General features: G+C 44.5%; 14 protein-coding genes. 9 read left to right on the top strand and 5 right to left on the bottom strand.

The features are described from left to right. The first annotated feature begins 44 nt into the window (after window positions 1-44). From FX988_RS16615 to FX988_RS16580, 8 genes are all read left to right on the top strand, one after another. The gene (locus tag FX988_RS16615) at window positions 45-923 is read left to right on the top strand and encodes a MipA/OmpV family protein (protein WP_160181224.1); all 879 of its coding nucleotides are present in this window, start codon (window positions 45-47) and stop codon (window positions 921-923) included. A gap of 69 nt (window positions 924-992) precedes the next feature. Next, a complete protein-coding gene (locus FX988_RS16610) occupies window positions 993-1,352 on the top strand; it encodes a DUF3019 domain-containing protein (RefSeq protein WP_254700645.1) in 360 nt (119 codons plus the stop codon). Further along, the gene (locus tag FX988_RS16605; RefSeq protein ID WP_160181222.1) at window positions 1,352-2,050 is read left to right on the top strand and encodes a response regulator; all 699 of its coding nucleotides are present in this window, start codon (window positions 1,352-1,354) and stop codon (window positions 2,048-2,050) included. Before FX988_RS16610 ends, FX988_RS16605 begins: the two co-directional genes overlap by 1 nt. Window positions 2,051-2,059: 9 nt before the next feature. Beyond that, a complete protein-coding gene (locus FX988_RS16600) occupies window positions 2,060-3,298 on the top strand; it encodes an ATP-binding protein (RefSeq protein ID WP_160181221.1) in 1,239 nt (412 codons plus the stop codon). A gap of 168 nt (window positions 3,299-3,466) precedes the next feature. Continuing rightward, window positions 3,467-4,894: a cytochrome c oxidase accessory protein CcoG gene (gene ccoG, locus FX988_RS16595; RefSeq protein ID WP_160181220.1), complete on the top strand. Its 1,428-nt coding sequence runs from the start codon at window positions 3,467-3,469 to the stop codon at window positions 4,892-4,894. After that, window positions 4,894-5,859, top strand: coding sequence for a serine/threonine protein kinase (locus FX988_RS16590; RefSeq protein ID WP_160181219.1), 966 nt, complete (start codon window positions 4,894-4,896; stop codon window positions 5,857-5,859). The genes ccoG and FX988_RS16590 overlap by 1 nt, the downstream gene beginning before the upstream one ends. Window positions 5,860-5,992: 133 nt before the next feature. Continuing rightward, window positions 5,993-6,616, top strand: a complete 624-nt coding sequence (locus tag FX988_RS16585) for a thiol:disulfide interchange protein DsbA/DsbL (RefSeq protein ID WP_160181218.1) — start codon at window positions 5,993-5,995, stop codon at window positions 6,614-6,616. Between the two features lie 401 nt (window positions 6,617-7,017). Beyond that, window positions 7,018-8,508: a diguanylate cyclase gene (locus FX988_RS16580; RefSeq protein ID WP_160181217.1), complete on the top strand. Its 1,491-nt coding sequence runs from the start codon at window positions 7,018-7,020 to the stop codon at window positions 8,506-8,508. On the opposite strand, the gene ung is transcribed toward FX988_RS16580, so the two are convergent. The 4 genes from ung to thrA are packed head-to-tail and all read right to left on the bottom strand — an operon-like array spanning window position 8,505 to window position 13,994. Then, complete coding sequence (gene ung / locus FX988_RS16575; RefSeq protein WP_160181216.1) at window positions 8,505-9,173, bottom strand: uracil-DNA glycosylase; 669 nt, start codon at window positions 9,171-9,173, stop codon at window positions 8,505-8,507. The genes FX988_RS16580 and ung overlap by 4 nt on opposite strands. Window positions 9,174-9,204: 31 nt before the next feature. After that, window positions 9,205-10,488, bottom strand: a complete 1,284-nt coding sequence (gene thrC, locus FX988_RS16570) for a threonine synthase (RefSeq protein WP_160181215.1) — start codon at window positions 10,486-10,488, stop codon at window positions 9,205-9,207. A gap of 48 nt (window positions 10,489-10,536) precedes the next feature. After that, window positions 10,537-11,532, bottom strand: a complete 996-nt coding sequence (thrB, locus tag FX988_RS16565; protein ID WP_160181214.1) for a homoserine kinase — start codon at window positions 11,530-11,532, stop codon at window positions 10,537-10,539. Next, window positions 11,532-13,994, bottom strand: a complete 2,463-nt coding sequence (gene thrA / locus FX988_RS16560) for a bifunctional aspartate kinase/homoserine dehydrogenase I (protein ID WP_160181213.1) — start codon at window positions 13,992-13,994, stop codon at window positions 11,532-11,534. The genes thrB and thrA overlap by 1 nt, the downstream gene beginning before the upstream one ends. Before the next feature lie 677 nt (window positions 13,995-14,671). On the opposite strand from thrA, the gene FX988_RS16555 reads away from it, so the two are divergent. Next, a complete protein-coding gene (locus tag FX988_RS16555; RefSeq protein WP_160181212.1) occupies window positions 14,672-15,868 on the top strand; it encodes a sensor histidine kinase in 1,197 nt (398 codons plus the stop codon). 376 nt (window positions 15,869-16,244) lie between these two features. Here the strand turns inward: FX988_RS16555 and FX988_RS16550 are convergent, their stop codons facing one another. Continuing rightward, window positions 16,245-17,267: a LacI family DNA-binding transcriptional regulator gene (locus FX988_RS16550; protein ID WP_160181211.1), complete on the bottom strand. Its 1,023-nt coding sequence runs from the start codon at window positions 17,265-17,267 to the stop codon at window positions 16,245-16,247. Window positions 17,268-17,354 lie beyond the last annotated feature (87 nt).

The following is a 17,354-nucleotide window of genomic DNA, read 5'->3' as shown; positions in this document are numbered from 1 at the left end:
CGCTATGTTCTTTAAATACAATTTTGACGATATAGGTGAATCAAATGGGTGCATTTAGCATAAAAAACCACAGCATGATTTTGCTTATGCTGTGGTTTTTGATGCTGCCCCACAGCGCATTTGCTGACTGTACAGGGCAACAATGTATTGAACCCGGCAAGTGGCAAATAGGACTGGCACTCGGTATTGGCGCTAAGAGCAACCCACTTGTTGATGGCGATGCAATCCCCTTAATAGTGTTACCCGATATTGCCTACTATGGCGATAACCTTTACCTAGACAACGCTGAAATAGGATACCAGTGGCTGCAAAGTGACACGTCGGCGCTGGATACATTCATCAGTATTAACAGCGAAAAAGCCTTCTTCACATTTTGGCACCCATCTAATCTATTGCTTCCTTCAAGCAACGCATTTAACCAAGCGGTCGGGCCTTCAAATGAGTCCCCTTATGATACACGCCGCGTATCCATTGATGATGTTCAAAGTAGAAAGTGGGCTATCGACGCTGGCATACGTTGGCATATCCGAAGCGGCAACTCACAGTGGCGTTTCTCGGCAAAAACCGATGCCACAGGTGTACACCATGGCCATCAATTTGAAGTAGGCTATCGCTATCATGGGAAATGGCACGATTGGCGATTCAGCATCGCACCGGGAATAACGTGGAAGAGCAGCCAATTAATTGATTACTATTATGGCATACACCCACAAGATAACCTCGATAGCACGTTTTACTATCAAGGCGCGTCGGGCTGGCAGCCCACTATAGCGATAGGAGCAAGTAAGGCAATCAACCAAGATTGGCAGTGGCTAGCTCGGGCTAGTTATACCTGGTTCAACAGCGGTATGACTCATAGCCCAATAGTGGAGCAGTCATTTACCCGCTCTATCTTTATCGGTGTTGGATATGTATTCGAATGACTAACATAGTCATCATTGTATCGTTGGAGCATTGCTAGTTTGAGAGTGCTGATAACCTGGTGGAGCATAATGTGCGCAGTATTACCCAGCGACATTAACGCTGAAGAACAGCAACTAAGTTGGCATATTCAGCCGAATGTCTGCGTTGCAGAGCGGGCGAACGAGCCATGCACCTTTTCCCTCTCAGTTGCGGTACATAATAAAAAACAGCAAACCTATTGTGTTTATTTATCGCAACTTTCTGAACAGCGTTTGTTTTGCTCTACCCAGCGCCAGCTTCAGCGAAAGCTATCGTTAACGATCGATAACAAAGCCAGTTTATTGCTTAAAAATTCACTGGGTGTAACGGTAAGCGAACAAACGCTACGCGTGAAATCGACCCAACGCCGCACCCGATTTCGGGTAAACAGTCCATGGAGCTTATTTTAATGTCACACATTCTGCTTGTCGAAGACGACAAACGATTGAGCCAGCTCGTCTGTGAATACTTAACACAGCACGATTTTAAAGTTACAGCCTTACCTGACGGTACCGCTTTATTAGAAACGCTCAAGCAAATTAAACCGGATGTGCTTGTACTAGACGTGATGCTTCCAGGAGAAAACGGCTTTACTTTATGCAAGAAAATTCGCCCTCACTATCAGGGGCCACTACTATTTATGACCGCCAAAGATAATGATTTTGATCACGTACTCGGGCTAGAAATAGGGGCTGACGACTATATTGTTAAGCCTGTGGAACCTAGAGTGTTGTTAGCCCGTATTCAAGCTTTGCTGCGCAGAAGTGCATTGCCACAATCCCAAAGCGGACAGGCAAAGCAATTATGTTTTGGACAACTTCAACTCGATTACTTAGCGCGTAAAGTTGTTTTACACGGCCAAGATGTACCACTCACCAGCCATGAGTTTGATATGTTATGGAAACTCGCATCAAACGCGTCACAATTGGTTGATCGCAATACCTTGTATCGGGAATTAATTGGCCGTGAATACGACGGCTTAGACCGCTCAGCAGATGTGCGAATTTCGCGGCTACGCAAAAAACTTAAGGATGACCCTCGCCAACCTTATCGAATTAAAACCATTTGGGGAAAAGGGTTTTATTTTGTAGCTGACGCGTGGGAATAATCAGTCTATATGGCGCGCCTATTTATTAGCTTGTACTTGTTTATTGTGTTGGCCATGATTGGTTTAAGCGCAGGACTTGAGCGTGCTTTTAGCCCTGAGCCGCAAGGACCCAGCGGCCATGTAAAAACAATTATGGCGCTTTTCGATAGCGCCATTAACACCCATAGTGACCCACTACAGCTTGCTAAAAATATTCAACTTCCTTATCGGATCATTCCCTACGCCAGTATCGGCTGGAGCGAGCAAAGTGCGGCGCAGCTCAAAGAAAACAAGAGTGTCTTACTTTTTGATGAAGCCATAGGTGAACAGCTTTATATCCCGCTGAGCAATTCCGATTTACTTGAAATCGATATCACCAGAACGCAAGACAATGGCCGAACATTCGCCCTGTACAGCGGTATATTCTTTCTCCTACTTGGTGGGCTCATCGCCCTTTGGATTTGGCCATTGTGGCGCGACTTAAGTGAACTAAAGCGAAGCGTGAGTCACGTTCAGGATGATGGCAGCCTTGCTGATAATCACATTTCACACACATCCCTGATTGCTCCTATCGCTCAAGCGTTGAACAATATGAGTGTAAAAGTGAAGAGCTTACTGCAGTCTCAACGAGAATTGTCAGGCGCCGTGGCCCATGAGTTTCGCACGCCCTTAGCAAGATTAAAATTTGCTCTTGAAGCGCGCCCCAGTGTTGATTCGACACAATGGCACGCCATGACGCTAGATGTAGAGGAATTAGAGCGCCTAGTACAAGAAATGCTTGATTATTCAGGTAGTGATGTCCTTTACCCTGAACTGAATTTAGCTGAAATCCCGCTAAAGGCATTGACCACCCAAGTGGTACAACAGTTACGAGAACCTTATTTGGCACCATTTGATGTTTCAATCGACGGCGAGGATCATATATTGTTAGCCGACGATCATTTTGTGCAACGAGCGCTAGAAAATCTACTGATTAATGCCAGTCGATACGCCAATACCTGCATTTGTGTCACGATTTATCATGAACAACATGATGTTGTTCTGAGCGTTGAAGATGACGGCCCTGGCATTGATAAAGCAGTGCAAGAAAGGATATTTGACGCGTTTTACCGGCCTGACGAAGGGCGCACTCGCGCATCAGGTGGGGCCGGCTTAGGCTTAGCTATTGTGCGACGCATTCAGCAATGGCACGAAGGTGACTGCGCTGTACAGGACTCCTCTCTTGGTGGCGCAAAATTCATATTGCGCTACCCTAGGCGCAACACTTAACGCATTACCTGATTGGTATTATTCACGCCCTGAGGATGCTTCTTTAGGCTGATCTCTATCAATCTTTAGACCGATGAACAAAGCAAGTTGACGTATTTTAAACTACGAACTGCTATAATGCGCCGCGTTTATGTGCCTTAAGTATCTCGGTTCAGTCTAGGAGCAGCAATGAGTGACCGCATTCCCGTTAAAGATATCTCTCCGGTTCAGGTTCATCGCCCTGACAAAAGCAAACACAATGATCACTATACCCCTCGCAATCGCATTTATGTACGAGCAGTAAAGGGGGCGTTAGAGAACTTCAGACGCTTCTTTGGTTTGGTGTTTTTATCTCTTTTTGCCATTCTTCCGTGGTTACAATATGAAGGCAGCCAAGCCATCTTGCTGGATATCGGTGCGCAGCGCTTTCAAATTTTTGGCCTCACCTTATGGCCACAAGATCTTACCTTACTGGCATGGATTTTTATCGTTGCCGCATTCGCTTTGTTTTTTGTTACCACCTTTGCAGGGCGAGTATGGTGTGGTTTTATGTGCCCGCAAACCACGTGGACTTTTATCTATATTTGGTTTGAGGAAAAAATTGAAGGTAGCCGCAATAAGCGCATCAAGTTAGATGAACGAAAAATGGATACCGACAAATTCGTGCGTAAAACCTTAAAGCATGTGGCTTGGGTCAGTGTGGCCCTACTCACATCGCTAACCTTTGTGGGTTACTTCACACCGATTGACGCACTGTTCATCGACTTCTTTACTTTTTCATCTAGCTTTTGGGCGACTGTGTGCGTGCTGTTTTTCGCTGTATGTACTTACGGTAATGCTGCCTATATGCGTGAAATTATGTGCACTCACATATGCCCTTATGCCCGTTTCCAAAGTGCCATGTTCGACAAAGACACCTTCACGGTAGCCTATGATGCACAGCGCGGTGAACAGCGCGGCCCACGTCCGCGAAAGGCTACTCGAGAGCAAAATGCCGCCAAAGGTTTGGGCGATTGTATTGACTGCAACTTGTGCGTACAGGTATGCCCAACCGGCATCGATATTCGAAATGGCCTGCAATACGAGTGCATCAATTGTGGTGCCTGTGTTGATGCCTGCAACGGCGTAATGGACAAAATGAATTACCCCAAAGGGCTCATAAGCTTTACCTCTGAAACACAATTAGCCGGAGGCCAGACTAAAATTTTCCGTCCTAAGCTCATCGGTTATGCGGTTGTTTTGGTATTGATGAGTGCATTGTTGGTATTTGAATTATTAAGCCGCGTACCGTTAGAAGTGGATATTATCCGCGATCGTAACGCCCTGTATCGCGAAACTAATGACGGCCTAATCGAGAATGTTTATACACTCAAGATACTGAATAAATCTCAACATACTCAGCATTTCGATATCAGTGTGAACGGCTTAGAAGGCCACAGATTCATCGGTGATGATAGTGTCACTGTGATGGGCGGTGAAGTATTTAACTTGCCAATCAGTATCGCTATCGACCCATACCAATTGGAAGAACCCGTGACAGAATTTAGCTTCACAATTCGCTCCCAAGAAGACGAGGATGCTATTATCAAACAGCCCTCTAAGTTCTTGTATCGCTAATGAGCACCTTTAATTTTAGTGAGCTCACACCGGACCTTATTTTAGACGCCATCGAATCAGAGGGCGTCTTGGTTGAATCAGGCCTGTTAGCCTTAAACAGCTATGAAAATCGTGTCTATCAGTTTATCGGCCAAGACAGTAAGCGTTATGTGGCGAAGTTCTATCGCCCTCAACGCTGGAGCGAAGCCCAGTTAAATGAAGAACATAGTTTTTCATTAGAACTAGCGGAGCATGAGGTACCCGTGGTCGCGCCTATGGTGATTAATGGTAAAAGTTTGCATCAGTATCAGGGCTACCAATTTGCGCTCTTCCCTTCTGTAGGGGGTCGACAATTCGAGGTCGACAACTTAGATCAACTGGAATGGATGGGACGCTTTATCGGGCGCATACATCAAGTGGCTAAAACGCGATTGTTCTCCCATCGGCCCACCATAGGGATTGAAGATTACCTGGTTAAGTCTGTGGCTGAATTACAGAACAGTCAGCTTATACCACAAAGTTTGCACGAAGCTTTTTTCACCATTTTAGAGCAGGTCGTCAAATTAACGAGCGAACGTTATCACACCAAGGATATCATCCGATTGCATGGTGATTGTCACCCAGGCAACATCTTGTGGCGCGATGGCCCTACTTTTGTCGATTTAGATGATTGCCGTAACGGGCCCGCCGTACAAGATCTATGGATGATGTTATCTGGCGATCGTCAGTCGCAGTCGTTGCAGTTAAGTACGATTGTTGAGGCTTATGATGAATTCTGTGAATTTAACCCGACGCAGCTAAGCTTAATTGAACCACTTCGCGCTATGCGTATGGTCCACTACATGGCGTGGTTGCATAGGCGCTGGCAAGATCCTGCATTTCCTCAGGCTTTTGCTTGGTTTGCTGAACCTAAATATTGGGAGCAGCAAATTCTGGCACTCAAAGAGCAGTTTTCAGCATTGCACGAAACTGAACTTCGTATTTGACCTTATTCAGACTGTGTTAATGCATGCCCCATAAGATATATTTTCTTATAACTGGTTACAAAGTGCAGTCGGCATTTTATTTTAGCTATGCTAATCTGCTCCGAGTTATTTTTACTAAAGAGATGAATTAACAATGAAAAAAATCATACTTGCTTTTGTTTTTGCGGTTTTAGTTCCGCTTCAAGCATGCGCTCAAGAAACGTGGAAAGAAGGTGAGCATTACACCATCATTAACGAAACCGCCACCGACAAACCTGTCATTAATGAATTCTTCTCTTATTGGTGCCCGCACTGCTTTCAGTTCGAGCCCATCGCTAAAAAAATCCAAGAGAAAATGGGCGACGACGTAAAATTTGAAAAAGTACATGTAAACTTCATGGGCTTTACCAGCACTGAAACTCAGGACGATGCGAGTCGTGCCCTTATGGTAGCCCGCGCACTGAAGAAAGAAGATGCCCTAAGCACCGCTATCTTTCGCTACATACACGTACAAAAATCGTCAATCACTAACATCAAAGATTTGAAAAATATCTTTATGGTCAATGGTGTAGAAGAAGCCGATTTCGATAAGCTTGTTAGCAGCTTTGGCGTAAATAGCATGTTGAAAAAGAACAACAAGTTAGTTCAAGAGTATCGTAACCACTTGCGCGGCGTACCTAACTTTATTGTCAACGGCAAATATCAGGCTAAGTTTACCCGTGACATGACCAACGACGACATCGTAAATTTGATTGTGTGGTTGTCTAAGCAAAAGTAACACGCTGTAAATGGCTGAGTAACGGATAACGTTTATCAGCTTGCTTAGTTAACACTAGGCTTCACTAAGCAACCTATTAAAGCCCCATTTGAGCATCTCAAATGGGGCTTTTTTATGGGGTAATTTAAGTAGCCATGTTCGGTACAAAAACCTACCGAAACCACGTCATTACTGGCTTTACTCAGTTAAAAATACACTTGATATATCGTGACATGACCACGTTTTGTGGCAGTATGTTACTACTTGAGAATATTGACTGAGTCATCAGGTGCGAGGTTTGTCACTCATACTCGGTAAATATCCTTGTATAAAACCCAAGAATTGACCTAGGACGACGTTCACCCTGTCCACGGCTTTGGTGTCGTAGTTCACGGCCTCTAATCATAAGAGGTGAGGTAACTATGCAAGACAATGTCATGTCTAAAGCAATCGCCTTTAAATGGCTGCGCGGTATTACCTTTATGGTGTTATGGCTAACAGTATGGGCTGTCGCACAACTCATGGAATATACCGCCCACGCCAGTGTGTGGTTCCCCGCATCAGGATTAACCTACGCCGCTTTGCTGATCATTGGCTCATCTGCAGTACTACCATTAACCTTTTGTGCCGTTATCGTCACTTTACTCACATGTATACAATACACTCTGCCACTAAACTTACCTCAAGCGATACAAGCAGGCATTCTATTCGCCGGGGCGCATATAATTCCCTACTGGCTAAGTGCACTGTTATTTGTTTGGATCGCTAAATTAGACCGCCTGAGCACACCCGGCATGATTATTCTTTATATCATTCACTCTGGGGTAGCCTCTCTGTGTACCACTGTGCTGGTGATATACAGCCTAGTATTTAGCAACATGATGCCAGCAAGTGACATCAGCCAAGCTTGGCTCGCATTCTGGATTGGAGATTATGCGGGTGTACTCATTTTAGCTCCTTTGTTTGCCGCTCTGTTAAGTCAACATTTCGAGAAAAAGCATTTCATTCTGACAAAATACCTTAGCCCTAATCAAACCAAGGCAAGCCCCTTCTATTTCTGCAAGATTATGCTTGTAACCCTGCTTGTTAGCTTCATCATGCTATTGAACCAATATACTCAACAGCAAGAAAGTGCCTTTGTGATTTTCCTATTGGTGCTACCGCATATGTGGATTGCTTGTACAGAAAGTGCGCTGTTCAACATGCTAAGCCTAACCTACAGTTGCCTGCTTATTGCGATATTCGTCAATCTATTTGGTCTAAACGAATATGTATTGATCTATCAATTTGCCATTATCATCGTTGCGGCAAATGCCTTATTTGGCATTGCAGTACCCGCATTAGTCGCAGATAACGAAAAGCTCCAAGCGATTATCACCACTGATGCCCTCACCCAAGCAGCTTCACGACAGCACTTTATGCAACAAGCCGAACGTGCAGTTAAACGCAGCTTAAACGATGAAATACCACTGTCACTTATTATGTTCGACATGGACAACTTTAAGACGGTGAATGATACATTCGGGCATAGCGCTGGCGACAAGGCGTTGCAAAGTGTTTGCCAAGTGGCGCAACTTTCCTTGCGCCCTACTGATTTATTGGGGCGTTTCGGTGGAGATGAATTTGTCGCTTTACTGCCTGACTCGACTCATTTAGAAGCTCAGCAAATTGCACAGCGTATTTTAACCAGTGTCAACCAAGCAGAAGTCGCCCCAGGACAACCGATTCAATGTAGTTTTGGTGTCGCACAATTAAGGCAGGATCAGAATTTTACTGAATTGTTTAATGCAGCTGACCACGCTCTGTATAAAGCAAAACAACAAGGGCGCAATACGATAGTCAATGCCGAGAGCCTTTATGCACAAGACCTCAGCACCAAAAATAACAATACAGACGAAGAGAATCTAGTTTAAATTTGCCAGTCTATCGGCGTGCGACCGCTGTCTTTTAATATCTGATTGGTTTGCGCAAAATGGCCACACTCAAAGAACCCTCGATAAGCCGACAAAGGCGAAGGGTGCGCCGCGGTGAGTATGTGATGCTTAGAGGCATCAATTAACCCCGCTTTTTTCTGTGCATGGCTGCCCCACAGTAAAAATACGACACCACTGGCATGCGCATTGAGCTGAGTAATCACCTTATCAGTAAACCTCTCCCAGCCAATCTTGGCATGAGAATGCGCCTTACCTTGCTCAACAGTGAGCACAGTATTAAGTAAGAACACACCTTGAAGCGCCCAAGATTGCAAACAGCCGTGATCAGGTACGATAAAGTCAGGGAAATCGTGTTGCAGAGCTTTGTACATGTTTTTTAGTGAAGGAGGCGGCTTAACGCCTTTTTGTACTGAAAAACTCAAACCATGGGCCTGTTCTGGCCCGTGATATGGGTCTTGACCAAGAATAACCACTTTCACTTGGTGAAGCTCAGTATTGGCAAACGCGTTAAATATATCTTTGTCAGGCGGGTATATCACTTTACCTTGAGCGCGTTCGCTGGCGATAAAATGCAAAATATCGGTGAAGTAAGCTTGACGCTTTTCTTCACCGAGTACATCTTGCCATGTAGCGGCTTGGGTCATTTATCCCGCCCTTGTAAGATCAACGCCACACTTAGCCTAATAAGCTAAACAAGTGTTTTTTAAGGGCTTCATAATCGCTGGGTAAGTCTACCGCTAGGCTTTCTTTGGTTGAACAATCGACCAAAGGCTGAGGCAAACTAATCGGCTGACCCAATACGTTCTCTACGGTTTCACGGAACTTAGCAGGGTGAGCTGTCCCCAAGAATATACCGGTATCGCCTTCTTCCATATGGCGAACCAACGCTTTGTAAGCAACGGCAGCGTGGGGCTCACTCACGTAGCCGATTTGCGCAAGCTGGCGCATCGCCACCTGGGTATAATCTTCATCAACGGTATCACCTGAAAGCACTTCACGGGGTAAGTAACCCTGTTCAATAATAGCTTCGATACGTGGCCAATTGTTTGGTTGACTTACATCCATCGCGTTAGACATGGTTGCAACTGTGTCTTTTGGATCCCATTCACCGGTTTTTAAGTAACGTGGAACGGTATCGTTTAGGTTAGTTGCAGCAACAAAATGCTTAACGGGTAACCCCATGGTCTTGGCAATCATACCGGCGGTTAAGTTACCAAAGTTACCGCTTGGCACAGAAATAACTAGGTCTTCGCGCTGTTCTTTACTTAGTTGTGAAACGGCTTCAAAGTAATAACATACTTGCGCCACCAAACGGCTGATATTGATAGAGTTCGCTGAGTTAAGGTGTAACCCTTCACGCACGTCTACATCATCAAACGCGCTTTTTACCATTTGCTGACAAGCATCGAAATCATCTTCAATCGATACGGTGTGAATGTTGTCACCTAAGGTAGTAAACAGCTTTTCTTGTAGTGGGCTAATTTTGCCCTTCGGGAACAAAATAACCACATTGATGTTATCTAAACCGTGGAACGCATGGGCAACCGCAGCACCGGTATCGCCAGACGTGGCGGTTAAAATGGTGATTTTCTCGCCCGCGGCAATTTCAGTTAAACACTGGGCCATAAAACGGCCGCCAAAGTCTTTAAACGCCAACGTTGGCCCGTGAAACAATTCAAGGCTGTAAACGTTATCTGCTACTTTTGCCAACGGCGCTTCAAAAGCAAACGCTCGCTCCACGATCCCTTGTAATCGCTCCCGAGGGATTTCATCGCCGATTAACTGGCTGAGAATTTCAACCGAACGCTCAACAAATGGCATATCAAGAATGACATCGATATCATCAAATTTTGGCAAACTAGTAGGGAAATATAACCCTTGGTTTTTGCCTAACCCTTTTTTAACCGCTTGTGCAAAGCTGACTTTGTCTGAGGGGTCTTTTAAATTAACTAGTTCCACGTTTCTTACCTTATGTGCTTATTCAACTAAGCGTATTTTAATATTATGCTAGGCGCTGATATCGTTTGCCACAGCGCCTTGTTCATCAAGCTGACACACATGGCTAAAGCCAGTGTCATTTTGGATATAATTCTCTTCTAACCAGGTGCTGATGGTTTGTGCCTGTTCAAGGTTATCGCACACTGCGAATACCGTAGGGCCTGAGCCTGAAATACCAAATGCCATCGCGCCATTTTGCATGGCAAATTCACGTGACTCATCAAAGTACGGCAACAACGATTTGCGATAGGGTTCCGCGATAACATCCGTCATCATACTCACCGCTAATTTCTCATCTTGGCGATACAATGCATCAATAAAGACCGCCAATTGACGACCAAATTTCAACGTATTTGGCATCGATACCTGCTTCGGCAAAATATCTCTTGCCGCTGCGGTTGATACTGTGATGCCTGAATAACACGCCACCCAATACCAATGTTTAAAGGTCGGCAATTGCAAGGCTAGCGTGTCGGCCTGCTCCGCCATCAGAGTCAAACCACCTAAATAACAAGGTGCGACATTATCATAATGTACGCTGCCACTGATCTGACCTTCCAACTCGCCCATCATTAGCAGTAACTCATGTTGGTTAAATGGCACCTCGCCCAATAGCTGGCCGTAAAATTCATTCAAACCGTGCAGCGCAGCCACAACCGATGCGGCACTTGAGCCTAAGCCACTGCCTATCGGCAAGTGCTTGTGTAGGGTCATTCGTACTGCTGGCAGTTCAACGCCCTTTTCATCCATCACTTTTACAAAGTGTTGGTAACAACGCGTGACGATGTTGGTATCGTGATCAGCCGGTAATTTATGGGCAAATGCACCTTTTACTTCAAGGCTAAATGTTTCAGCCAATTCAAGGTCAACTTCATCCCCAAGCACAGTACCGTCCATGGGCTTTAACGCTGCGCCGAGCAAGTCAAACCCTAAGCTCACATTACCTGTTGAAGCGGGGGCAAAAGCGCGCACTGTTTTGCCCGTCATATCATTAAATTCAGTCATTACACGTCTTGCTTCCATGGCATGGTTCTCAGTACATCAGCAAACACACCCGCTGCTGTTACCGCGGCGCCTGCACCATAGCCGCGTATAACGTAAGGAATAGGCTGATAATAGTTACTGTGGATAGCCAAGGCATTTTCACCTTCTTTAATCACAAACAAAGGGTGGTCTTCACCAACCGCTTGAATCGATACGACGCACTTGCCCTTGCTAATCGAGCCGACATAGCGCAATACCTTGCCTTCTTCTTTGGCCGCGTTAACCTTTTCCGCGTACAAGGCATCAAGTTCTGGCAACTTAGCCATAAACTCTTCAATACTGCCGCTATCGTCAAAGTGTGACGGCAATACAGGTTCAATTTGAATGTCGTCTAACTCAAGCTGTAAATCTGCTTCCCGGGCCATTATTAATAGCTTACGGGCCACATCCGTACCACTTAAATCATCACGCGGGTCAGGCTCAGTAAAACCGTTTTTCTTGGCAATTTCAGTTGCCTGAGACAAGGTTAAACCTTCATCTAATTTGCCAAATACGAATGACAACGAGCCAGATAAAATTCCTTCAAAACGCTGTAGTTCATCGCCAGCGTAAATCAATTTTTGCAAGTTATCGATAACCGGCAAGCCTGCACCCACTGTGGTTTCATACAAGAACTGACGATTAGTGTTTTGTGCGGTATCACGTAATTGCTGATAATAAGCATAGGATGCCGTATTGGCTTTTTTGTTTGGCGTAACCACGTGGAAACCGCTGTTCATCAACTCAACATAAAGCTCGGCAATCACGCTACTGCTGGTACAATCTATCACCACTGGGTTAACCAAACTGTTACGCATTACGAAGTCTTGCAATGCATCAACAGATAGTGACCGCTCACTGTCATTTAACTGACTTGCCCAGTCCGCGTTCAAATCAACTCCGCCCGCTGCGAGTAAGAGTTTACGGCTATTGGCAATACCGTAAATTTTTAAACTGATACCACGCTCTAGCAACACTGCTTGCTGGCGAGCGATTTGCCCTAGCAACTCTTTACCTACTGTGCCACAGCCCACTAAAAACACGTCGATTGCGTGTAAATTTGAAAAGAAATTCTGATGAACCACTTTCACTGCTTTTTTCGCCTTGCTGCTTTCAATAACCGTCGAAATTGAACGCTCAGATGAGCCCTGAGCAATCGCCACATTGTTCACTCGTGCTTGCGCTAACGAGCTAAAGAACTTGGCCGCTAAGCCTTGTGAATGACGCATGCCATCACCGACTAACGTCACTATCGCTAGGTCATGACGTACTTCGATAGGGTCAAGTAGGTTATTGGCTAACTCAAGGGCAAAGGAGTCTTCTAATAAATCTTGCGCTCGAGCAGCGTCTTTACTGTGAATACAAAAACTAATGCTGTATTCAGAAGATGACTGCGTAATTAAGCTAATAGAGATGTTGGCATTCGACATCACTTCAAACACACGACTGGCCATGCCAACCATGCCTTTCATACCTGGGCCTGCCACATTAAACATGGTCATATCATCAAGGTGCGAAATACCTTTGACGCTGGTCCATTTGGTGCTCTTCTCGTTACTGATAAGGGTGCCAGGGGCAGCTGGGTTAAGCGTGTTCCGAATAAGACAAGGAATATGATGCTGAGCAATGGGCCCGATGGTTTTCGGGTGCAGCACTTTTGCCCCAAAATAAGATAACTCCATGGCTTCTTGATAGGTCAATTTATCAAGTAACACGGCACCATCAACCTGATTCGGATCGGCGTTGTAAACACCGTCTACGTCAGTCCAAATTTCACAACATTCAGCATCGATACACGCCGCCAGAATAGCGGCGGAATAGTCTGAGCCGTTGCGACCAAGGGTGACTTTTTCACCTTCGGCGTTTACGGCTACAAAACCAGGCATAATCAAGACTACGTCGCCAGAGCTGTCAACATCGCTAAAGCGCGCTTTACTCACAGCGACATCAGCGATGCTATCAAGGTAATCGCCTTCTGCAAGAATCAATTCAGCAGGGTCAATAATTTGGTTTTTAGTACCAAGCGTGGTCAATATTTGACTGAAGATATTCACGCTCATGTACTCGCCAATACTTAAAATCTTAGCAACGACAGATTCAGGTGCGCAGCGCAATAACGCGAAACCTTCAAGGTGTTGGTTTAATTCATTCAATACATTTTGAATATAAGGGGCAAGCTTGCTGTCATCGAATTCAGGTAGGGTATTTTTCAAATCATCTAAAATACCGAAAAGCACCATGTTCAGCTTAGCGAATAACTCGCCGTAATCTTTACCATTTCCCGCTTCTTCACATAACAGAGATAATGCATTGGTCACGCCTTTAGGGGCTGATAACACAACAGCCGCGCCGTTGGTTGCATGGGTATCCAAACAGATATCTTTTACCCGTAAATAACGCTCTGCATCAGCTAAAGACGAACCGCCAAACTTCAACACCTTCATTTATTTTGCTCCTCTGTTGACTGTTTATACAAGGCTTTCACCTCGTCAAAACAACCATTAATTAACTTTTTTGCTGCGCTAAATAACAAAAAAGCCCGCTATATTTGCGGGCTTTATGTCTGTTTTATGTGCACAAGCCAGCAATCACCTCAAAGAGGTAATAATCATAATCATGCCGGTGGTGCTTGTTATTATTTTCGAATCTACGTTCATGCAGCTCAATTTGCCGTATAGACGTCTATATGTCAACCGTCTAGACGTCTTGTTTTGATATTTTTTATCCTGGTATTCGCCCATAAAGAATAAGCGCACTAAATAATACTCATTAAAAATCAATGACTTACACAACAACTCAGAACAATAAGAGTAAAAACGACCATCAATTGGGTCAATTTTACTCCCTAAATTAACGCGTTTTTAAATTTCACATTCATCAAGAATCACTGGTAGCATGCTAATACAAGCAAAGAAGGGTTATTGAGATCAAGCCAACACGCTGGTTCACCGCCCCACAAAGGTGAATCTAAGTGAAGCTCTGCTCCACTGAAACACTATTCGCTATGTCGGTTTACCTCTTTGATTGAGCTCAAAAAATGGATGATGATTTATCAACGACTGAATGACAAAATAACTAGAGACCGTTCAAATTAAGATGAGCGCATAGCAAAGAGTACCGAATGAACGCGTTAATTGAAAAAGATATTCAGACTATACAGTCTATTGAAGCCGTGCCGCATATCATGAAGATGCTGGCAGATGCCACAGGTTTGCGTTTTATCTGTGTGGCCCGCGTAACTGATGAGAAGTGGACCACATGCGCTGTGCTCGATCGGGTTAACTTCAATCTTCACCCTGGGGATGAACTTGATATATCCACCACTTTTTGTACTCAGGTGAAAAAGTCAACTCAGCCTATTGTTATTGAACACGCCCTAAAAGATGAGCATTACAGTAAAAGCAAAATTCCGATTATGTATGGGTTTGAAAGTTACTTTTCGTTTCCTATTTACACCAAAAACGGGGATTTTTTCGGTACGCTGTGCGGTTTAGATCCGCTACCGGTAAAGTTAAAAACAGTTGAAATTCAACAGCAGATCAAGTCATTCGCAGACCTAATTTCTCGGCAAATTGAAGCCGACGAAAGGCTCATCACTGCTGAATCTGAGTTATTCAACGCTAACTCAGCCGCCAAACTACAAGAGCAATACATCGCTATTCTTGGCCACGATTTAAGAACTCCCTTGTCAGCACTGACAATGGGCGTCAGTTTTTTAAAAGACCATGTGACAGATGCTACCTCACAAAAAATACTCGCACGCATGGACAACAGCGCCACTCGAATGAAGCGTTTAATCAGTGATGTGATGGATCTCACCCGAGGGAAAATGGGTAATGGCATGGAGCTAAACATCAAAACCGTGGACAACTTAGAAGATATCTTAATTCACACGGTTGATGAACTCTCGGGGCTGCACCCTGAGCGAGAAATACACACCAACATTGCGATAAAAGGCTCGGTGAATTGTGACCCCGAGCGAATAGCCCAGTTGCTGTCGAACCTGTTAATCAACGCCATTGTGCATGGCGACCCGCAACAAGCTATTGAGGTTAATGCAAGCATTGAAAACAGCGTATTCGCATTAAGTGTTAGCAATGGCGGCGAGCAAATAAAACCAGAGGTTATAGATAAGCTCTTTCAACCATTTTGGCGCAATGAAAACAACAAGCAATCTGGCGGCTTAGGGCTGGGCTTGTTCATTGCTTCACAAATCACCTCAGCCCATGAAGGAAGCCTAACCGTCAGCTCAAATGAAAACAGAACCATTTTCACGTTTCAAGCCACGCTTGGGATGAACGCGATTGAGAGCGAGTGATTGCGTCATAGCATGTCTGTTGTTCTGACTGCATACTTATACGCCTGTAAGAGCAAGTGACAAATCTTGACCGGGCTTTAATTAGCCCTGTCAATGGTCAAGACATTTAATACATAACTTGTAGCCTGCCCCCTTGCCTAATAACTAAAGTCACGCGCTGTCTCCTTCCTCCGCGCTCAATATTCCATTCAAAATCCTCAACCGCCCTGACTTGAAGTACTTCAACTCTTCACGTTGGAATTTTCACCTCAAAGTAGGTTTGAGCTATCTCCACACTTTAATCTTAGGGGCCTTTATATATGCTTTTCTTTGTATTCGTTTTACACCATCGCGAAATACACCTAGTTACACAGAAAGTGAAAGCTTAACTTTTAAATCATTTCTGTTTGTCCGAAGTTGACTCTCTGATTATCAATTTACATAGAAATTCACTTTCAAGCTTATCAGTCTTTTTACCTAGAATATTATTGATGAGTAACTCAGTACTACGCGCCGCTAATTCACGCAAGGGTTGCTCAACCGTTGTTAATGTGGGCCAAAGTTGCTGAGATATTCTCGAATTATCAAATCCTGCAATAGATAATTCGGAAGGCAATTCTAACCCTATTTGGCGAGCTACTTTCATAACCGCCGATGCCATGTTGTCGTTACTAGCGAATATCGCACTAGGTGGAGTTGCTTCACGTAGCAAACTTCTGGCGCATATTTCGCCTGATTCGAAGCTGAAGTCACCTTGCTTAATTAGTGTTTTTCTAATTGGAATATTTGCGGCAACTAAAGCATCTTCGTATCCTTTTAGGCGTTCAATCGCTCCGTTATGGTCAGGATGCCCTTTTATAAATCCAATTGATTCATGTCCCAGTGAAATTAGATGATTCGTCATCTCTCTGGCCGCAAACCTATCGTTCCCGTAAACGAAGGGCGATATGTCACTTTTATCAATAGGTGAGATGCGTACAAATTCAATTTTGTTTTCTTTCAGTACATCCAACAAACCTTGATGATCGGTTAGTGGCGGCGCAAGTACTAAACCGTCAACTCTCGAACGCTCCAACCACTTGCCTATATCTTCAATAAGCGTTTCACTATCAAAAGCATACGGTTGAATAATAATATTGAACCCAGCTGCCTCACAAACTGGCAATATACCCATTTGCAATTCAAGTATGTAAGGCGGACTGCGATTATCATAAAGTAACGCAATGACATACGAACGGCTGCTCCTAAGATTTCTCGCAAATGAATTAGGGCGGTAATTCAACGATTCAATCGCAGCTAGAACTGTTTCTCGAGTTTTTTTCCGGACAGTAGATTCACTATTAATCACTCTTGATACTGTCTTAGGTGATACCTTCGCTTCTCTTGCTACGTCGTAGAGGGTTGTCTTCTTTATTTGCATAGATGCTATGTACTTATTCCTAGAAATATTGGCCAACATACTATCAATTATTCAATTCTAAAACGCCATTTTAATCCGTTGCACAGA

This window comes from Paraglaciecola mesophila, assembly GCF_009906955.1.
Classification (GTDB): domain Bacteria; phylum Pseudomonadota; class Gammaproteobacteria; order Enterobacterales; family Alteromonadaceae; genus Paraglaciecola; species Paraglaciecola mesophila_A.
Note: the sequence above shows the minus strand (reverse complement) of the source record. Positions and strands in the feature narration are given on the sequence as shown.

What these genes read in the sequence shown, in the direction of transcription:
- FX988_RS16615 (WP_160181224.1), top strand. Translation starts at nt 45, where the DNA reads ATGGGTGCATTTAGCATAAAAAACCACAGCATGATTTTGCTTATGCTG.
- FX988_RS16610 (WP_254700645.1), top strand. Translation starts at nt 993, where the DNA reads ATGTGCGCAGTATTACCCAGCGACATTAACGCTGAAGAACAGCAACTA.
- FX988_RS16605 (WP_160181222.1), top strand. Translation starts at nt 1,352, where the DNA reads ATGTCACACATTCTGCTTGTCGAAGACGACAAACGATTGAGCCAGCTC.
- FX988_RS16600 (WP_160181221.1), top strand. Translation starts at nt 2,060, where the DNA reads ATGGCGCGCCTATTTATTAGCTTGTACTTGTTTATTGTGTTGGCCATG.
- ccoG (WP_160181220.1), top strand. Translation starts at nt 3,467, where the DNA reads ATGAGTGACCGCATTCCCGTTAAAGATATCTCTCCGGTTCAGGTTCAT.
- FX988_RS16590 (WP_160181219.1), top strand. Translation starts at nt 4,894, where the DNA reads ATGAGCACCTTTAATTTTAGTGAGCTCACACCGGACCTTATTTTAGAC.
- FX988_RS16585 (WP_160181218.1), top strand. Translation starts at nt 5,993, where the DNA reads ATGAAAAAAATCATACTTGCTTTTGTTTTTGCGGTTTTAGTTCCGCTT.
- FX988_RS16580 (WP_160181217.1), top strand. Translation starts at nt 7,018, where the DNA reads ATGCAAGACAATGTCATGTCTAAAGCAATCGCCTTTAAATGGCTGCGC.
- ung (WP_160181216.1), bottom strand. Translation starts at nt 9,173, where the DNA reads ATGACCCAAGCCGCTACATGGCAAGATGTACTCGGTGAAGAAAAGCGT.
- thrB (WP_160181214.1), bottom strand. Translation starts at nt 11,532, where the DNA reads ATGACTGAATTTAATGATATGACGGGCAAAACAGTGCGCGCTTTTGCC.
- thrA (WP_160181213.1), bottom strand. Translation starts at nt 13,994, where the DNA reads ATGAAGGTGTTGAAGTTTGGCGGTTCGTCTTTAGCTGATGCAGAGCGT.
- FX988_RS16555 (WP_160181212.1), top strand. Translation starts at nt 14,672, where the DNA reads ATGAACGCGTTAATTGAAAAAGATATTCAGACTATACAGTCTATTGAA.
- FX988_RS16550 (WP_160181211.1), bottom strand. Translation starts at nt 17,267, where the DNA reads ATGCAAATAAAGAAGACAACCCTCTACGACGTAGCAAGAGAAGCGAAG.